The 5,900-nt window shown below is 67.0% G+C and carries 3 protein-coding genes; 1 reads left to right on the top strand and 2 read right to left on the bottom strand.

The features are described 5' to 3' along the window. Positions 1 to 129 precede the first annotated feature (129 nt). Entirely contained in the window at positions 130 to 1,548 is a 1,419-nt protein-coding gene (locus AAF184_24350) for a phage tail sheath C-terminal domain-containing protein (protein MEO0425487.1), read from the top strand. Positions 1,549 to 1,580: 32 nt separating this feature from the next. Here AAF184_24350 and AAF184_24345 read toward each other — a convergent pair whose 3' ends face one another. After that, entirely contained in the window at positions 1,581 to 4,325 is a 2,745-nt protein-coding gene (locus AAF184_24345; protein MEO0425486.1) for a serine/threonine-protein kinase, read from the bottom strand. A gap of 102 nt (positions 4,326 to 4,427) precedes the next feature. After that, a complete protein-coding gene (locus tag AAF184_24340; GenBank protein ID MEO0425485.1) occupies positions 4,428 to 5,720 on the bottom strand; it encodes a serine hydrolase domain-containing protein in 1,293 nt (430 codons plus the stop codon). Positions 5,721 to 5,900 lie beyond the last annotated feature (180 nt).

Genomic DNA, 5,900 nt, shown 5'->3' with positions numbered 1-5,900 from the left:
TTCCACAGCGCCTTCGAGGACCCGGCGACGCCGGAGGACGCGCCGGACCGGTGCAGCATCGAGGTGCGCTGTGCAGTCATCTACGACTGACGTTCACGGGCGCGTGTCTGGGCCCTCGGAGTAGCGCCGGTGGCGGAGATGAAGGCCCCGGGTGTTTACGTCGTGGAGCAGGACGGCCGTGCTGACGCGGTGGAGGAAGTGCCCACCGCGGTGCCGGCCTTCATCGGGCATACGGCCAAGGCCGACCATGGGGGCGAACCGCTGCTGTACAAGCCCTGGCGCATCAGCTCCATGGCGGAGTACCGCGAGCATTTCGGGGCCGAGCCCACACCACGCTTCGACCTCAAGGCGGTGCCGCCGGGCTGCAATGTCGAGTCGACGTTTACCGTGGAGGAGCAGGACTACTACGTCGAGCAGGTGAGCGGTGCAGAGGGCCGGGCGTTCCTGCTCTACCGCTGCATGGAGAGCTTCTTCCTGAACGGCGGCGGGGCCTGCTACGTCGTGTGTGTCGGCGACTACGAGACGCCCGTGGAGGCGCAACAACTCATCGCCGGCATTCACGCTCTAGAGGGGGAGCACGAGCCGACGATGGTGGTGATCCCCGACGCGGTGCTGTTGAGCCATGCGCAGTGCATGGACGTCCAGCGGGCGTCGCTGATGCACTGTGGGCAGATGGCTAGTCGTATCGCCCTGCTCGACGTGCACGGCGGCTACGCGGATCGCTCGGTCCCATCAGATGACCCGATCGCCCAGTTCCGCAACGCGCTAGGCACGGACCACCTCGACTACGGGGTCGCCTACTACCCTTGGCTACACATGAGCATCGTTGGGGACGGTGACCTGGGTGTCAGGAACGTCCGCAACCGCGAGCTGTTGGGGCTCGATGGGGCGGCGGAGGTCGCGGACGATGCGTTGGCGGCGGCGAGTCCGGCATTCGCGAGCATCCTGCCGGAGATGAAGCGCCAACTGAATCTTCTCCCGCCGAGTGCGGCGATCGCGGGTGTCTACGCGATGGTCGACAGCAGTCGCGGGGTGTGGAAGGCACCGGCGAACGTGGCGCTGAACGGCGTGGTGGCGCCCGCCGTGGCGCTCAGTCACGAGGATCAGGAGGATCTCAACGTGACTCCGCAGGGCAAGTCGATCAATGCGATCCGCGCCTTCGTGGGGGAGGGCGTGTTGGTGTGGGGCGCGCGTACGCTCGATGGCAACAGCAACGATTGGAAGTACGTGAACGTGCGGCGCACGCTGATCATGTTGGAGGAATCGATCAAGCGGGCGAGTGGGCCGTATGTGCGCGCGGAGAACGATGCGAGCACTTGGGTGTGCCTGAAGAATGCGATCAGGGGCTTTCTAACGAGCATCTGGCAGCGAGGCGGTCTCGCTGGGGCCACAGAGGACGATGCGTTCAGCGTGCATATCGGGTTGGGTGAGACGATGACGCCGGAGGACCTGGTCGAGGGCGTCCTGCGGGTCACGGTGCTGGTGGCCGTTAGCAGGCCTGCGGAGTTCATAGAGATCACCTTCCAACAGCGGATGGCGAGGCCTTGAGGTGGCGTGTGTGCGGGTCGCAGGAATGCTCGCTACGGTAAGAGCCGCACGCGCGCCTCGCGTGTGGCGACTAACAGGGGGTCATCGTCTTCGGCGCTCGCGGCCAGCGTCGCCTCGGCGGCGTTCAGCAAGGCCAGCGCTTCCTCCCGTCTGTCCATCGCTAGCAGATTACGTCCGAGCAAGCTCCGCGCCTCCGCGAGGTCGCGGCTGGCGTCGTTGAGATGTGCTTCGCCGAGCGTCACCGCGCGCGTCAGCGTTTCACCGGCACGCTCGTGATCGCCGGAGGCCAACTGCAGTGCCCCCTGGCCGATGAGCACGGAGATGTAGACGGGATGGCTCGGCGCCAGGTTGCTCTCGACGATGTTGCGCGCCTGGGCCAGCAGCGCGTGGGCTTCGTCGGGCTGGCCGAGGGCGAGCTGCACACGGCCGTAGCTCTTTAAGGACTGGGCGAGGCGGGGATGATCGGGCTCGAGGACCGCCTGGCGAATCTCGAGCGCCTCGCGGTGCATCGGCACCGCATCGTCGAGACGACCCGTGGCAATGAGCATGTTGGCGAGGTTGTGGAGGTTGGTCGCCACGCGTTCGCTGACGTCGCCGAACAGGCGCCGGTTGTGGCCTAGGGCCTCGCGCATCAGCGGTTCCGCCGCCGCGTAGTCCGCCGTGACGTAGTAGAACATGCTGAGGTTGTTGAGCCGCAGGGCCGTGGTGGGGTGGCCGGCGCCGAGGATGCGGCGATCCGTCACGTAGGCCGCGCGCAGGAGCGGTTCCGCCTCCTCGTAGTCACCGCGCTGGCCTAGCATGACGCCTAGGTTGCCCTGAGTGAGGGCGGTGCTGGCGTGATCCTCGCCGAGGTACTCCAGCTTGATGCGCAGGGCCTCGCGATAGAGGGGTTCGGCTTCGTCGAAGCGACCCTGCCACTTCAGGTGCTGCGCGAAGTCGTGGAGGGTGCCCGCCACTCTTCGGTCGGCGTTGCCGTGGAGTCGGCGTTGCATGGCGAGTCCGCGACGATGGAACGGTTCCGCTTCCTCGTACTTCGAGGCTTCCGACAGGATGATCGCCAAGGTGCCCAAGCTCCCCGCGTAGGCCGGGCGATCGCGGGTGGAGGTGGATTCGAAGCGCGCGAGTGCGTCGCGGGCGTAGGCCTCCGCGCGCTCGTAATCCCCTTGCTCAAAGCTCACGCTGGCGAGGCGCTGTAAACCCTGGGCGTGCAGTTCGCGGGGGTCGCGGGACAGGGGCTCCGTCAGCGCCAGTGAACTTCTCAGCAAGCGCTCCGAATCATCGTGCCGGCCGAGGCTCTCGTACAAGCCACCTACTACCTGGAGTAGCTCCGCGCGCAGGTCAGGTTCGTCCTTCAGTTGCTCGGCGACCCGTTCCGCGCCCGCGTCCAGTATCTCGCTCGCCGTGATCTGCGCGCTCGCCTGGGTGGTCGGCCGGCTCTCCTCGAAGATGTCGATCAGCAGGCGCTTGACGCGCTCCGCCCGGACCGCCTCCGCTGAGGCGATCTCGGCCTGCCACAGGGCCCCCATCAGACCGCCTAGCAGGGAGAGGAACGCCAGGGCCATCGCGCCGACCGCCACGCGGTTGCGGGCCACGAAGCGATGCGCCCGGTAGGCGAAGGAATCCGGTCGCGCCAGCACCGGGTAGCCACCCTGGTAGCGGCCGAGGTCATCGGCCAGGGCTTGGGCCGTGGGATAGCGTCGGGCGGGTTCCTTCTGCACCGCTTTCAGGCAGATGCGATCGAGGTCGCCCTTCAGGTGTTTGGCGAGGCGCTGGCGCGCCGGGAGTTGCTCAGCGGTAACGGTGTCCGTTCGCCGGGCGAGCGCTGAGGGACGCTCCGGGGGCGTCTCGACGATGGCGTGCAGCAGCGCCGGCCCCATCGTCTGCTCCGCCGGGTAGGGCAGGGCGCCCACCAGGAGCTCGTACAGGATCAGGCCCAGGGCGTAGACGTCGGTGGCCGTGGAGACGGGTTGGCCGAGCACCTGCTCCGGCGCCGCGTAGAGCGGGGTCATGAGGCGTGCGCCGGAGCGCGTGAGCTGCCGGTCGTCGTCCTCGTCCGCATCGTCCGCGCCGAACAGCTTGGCGATACCGAAGTCGAGCAGCTTCGGCTCGCCGTCGGCGGTGACCAGCACGTTGGACGGCTTCAGGTCGCGGTGCACGATGAGCTGGCGATGGGCGTGCTCCACGGCGTCGCACAGCTTGCGGTGCAGCGCGAGGCGCGCCTCCGTGTCCAGGTCTTGTGTTCTGCAGTAGTCGATGAGGGGCTTGCCGTCGACGTACTCCATGGCGAACCAGGGCAAGCCGTCGGCGGTGACGCCGCCGTCGAGGAGGCGGGCGATGTTGGGGTGCTCCAGGCGCGCCAGGAGGCGTCGTTCGCGCAGGAAGCGGGCGAGGATCTCGTCGGTGTCCATGCCGCGCTTGATGAGCTTGATGGCGACCTGCTGGCGGAATTCGCCGTCGTCGCGCTCGGCGCGCCAGACGACGCCCATGCCGCCGCGGCCGATGAGCTCTAGGAGGCGGTAGGGGCCTAGGTGGTCTTGTGGGGTGAGGACGCCGGCGAGGGGGGCGTCGCTGCGTTCTGGGCTGGGGGTGTCGAGGAGGGGGGCGTCGAGCTCGTGGGCTTCCAGGAGTGAGCGGACTTCCTCGGCGAGTGATTCGTCGTTTCCGCAGCGTTGTTCGATGTGGGCGGGGCGTTCGTCGTCGGGCAGATCGAGGGCTTCGAGGAAGACCTCTTGTATCTGCAACCATCTCGCCTGAACTGTGCTGGTGTGGTCGTCCATGATCTGTCCTGATCTGTGACCTGGCGGCGGACGCTGACCTTACGGTACGGCAGATGAGGCGAGCTGGGTAGTGGTGTCCTCCCGGTGATGACGCCGCGGGCACTATTCCAGTTGGAGGCCCGCGAACTTGGCCTGCCCAGCGTCGTAGGCGATGGCGAAGATGAGGGTGACTGCCGGCTGGCCGGGGCGGCGCGCGGTCACGACGGTGCGGGCGTCATCGCGCTCGAACCGCAAGACCTCCATTCCGCCAAGGTCGGCGTGGGCCATGGCGAAGAAGGCCAGGTGTTCCTCCATGCTCACCTGGGCCAGCAACTGAGGGTCGAGGTGCTCGGTGATGAACCGCCGCCAGTCAGCCTCGCGCGCGGAGGTGATCGCCGTCAGGAAGGCTTCCACCAGCTGCCCTTCGGGCGTCTCCGGCAGCGAGGCGAGCGGCGGTGTATCGGCGGGCGGGGGCAGCCGCAGTGGTAGGTCGAAGGCCGCCCTCATGAGGGCGTGGGCCGCCGTATCCACGGACACCGGCGAGCTCGTGGCGTGCGTCACCAGGGTGAGGTCGTGTTCCGCCAGGTAGCGCACGTCGGTCTGGAAGAAGGGGTTGCCACCGTTGTGCCAGTAGGCGAGGCCGATCGCTGGGATGTCCTCGACCACCAAGCCGTAGCCGTAGGCACTGCCTCCACCCTCGTCCTGGTGGGGCGTTGTCATCAGGCGCGCCCAGGGCACGTCCTTGGCGGCGCCATGACCGATGAACTGCGCAAGGTGTGTTAAGTCGGTCAGCGTGGACACCATGCCGCCGTTGCCGAGCAGGGCCCAGCCGGGGCTCGTGCGCCCCCAGCTGGCGTCGGTGGCCAGGCGCCCATCCGCAGTGGTCGCCATGCGATCGCGGTCGAAGCGCTCGTCGTAGCCCGTCTGCGTCATCCGCGCCGGCTGGAACAGGTACTGCCGAACGAGGTCGAGGTAGGACTTGCCCGTGTGCGCCTCGGCCATGGCGACGGCCAGCGAGAATCCCGTGTTGGAGTAAGCGTAGGCGCTGCCGGGCTCGAAGCCGAGCGGTGCCTCCATCGCAAGCTCGAGGAACGCGGCTCGGCTCACCAGCTCGCGGTCACTGGCGACGGCGATCGGCAGGCCGGCGCTGTGGGTGAGCAGTTGATGCAGGGTGATGGTCGCCTTGTCGGGTGGTGCGTCAGGGAAGACGTCTCGGACCCTCAGGGTCGCGGGGAGGCGCCCCTGGGCCACCAGGGCAGACAGCGTCGCGCCGGTGATGGGCTTCACCACCGAGCCGATAAGCACCTGGGATTCACTGGATAGCGGCTGGTCGTCGCCCTGCGGGGTGGCGTTGATGTTGCGTTCGAAGACGCGTTCGTCGCCCAACGTGACTGCTGCAATGCCGCGGTAGCCGATGGCCTCGAGCTGGTCCGCGGCGTCATCAAGCGCTTCGACAACTTGCTTTAGACCGTATCAAAGAGATTTCAATTGCAGATAACATCCGATATGTTGAGAATTATGATTTTGATGCAGAGGATCATTTTGAGCATGTAATTGGTGTAACGGTGGAGCAAGGGAAAAGACCTCAAAAAGTTC

Source organism: Pseudomonadota bacterium, from assembly GCA_039815145.1.
Taxonomy (GTDB): Bacteria; Pseudomonadota; Gammaproteobacteria; order Steroidobacterales; family JBCBZW01; genus JBCBZW01.
The sequence above is the reverse complement of the archived record's forward strand: the minus strand, read 5'-3'. Positions and strand labels throughout refer to the sequence as shown.

Excerpts from the sequence above, each read along its gene's own strand:
- AAF184_24345 (MEO0425486.1), bottom strand. The coding sequence starts at position 4,325 with ATGGACGACCACACCAGCACAGTTCAGGCGAGATGGTTGCAGATACAA.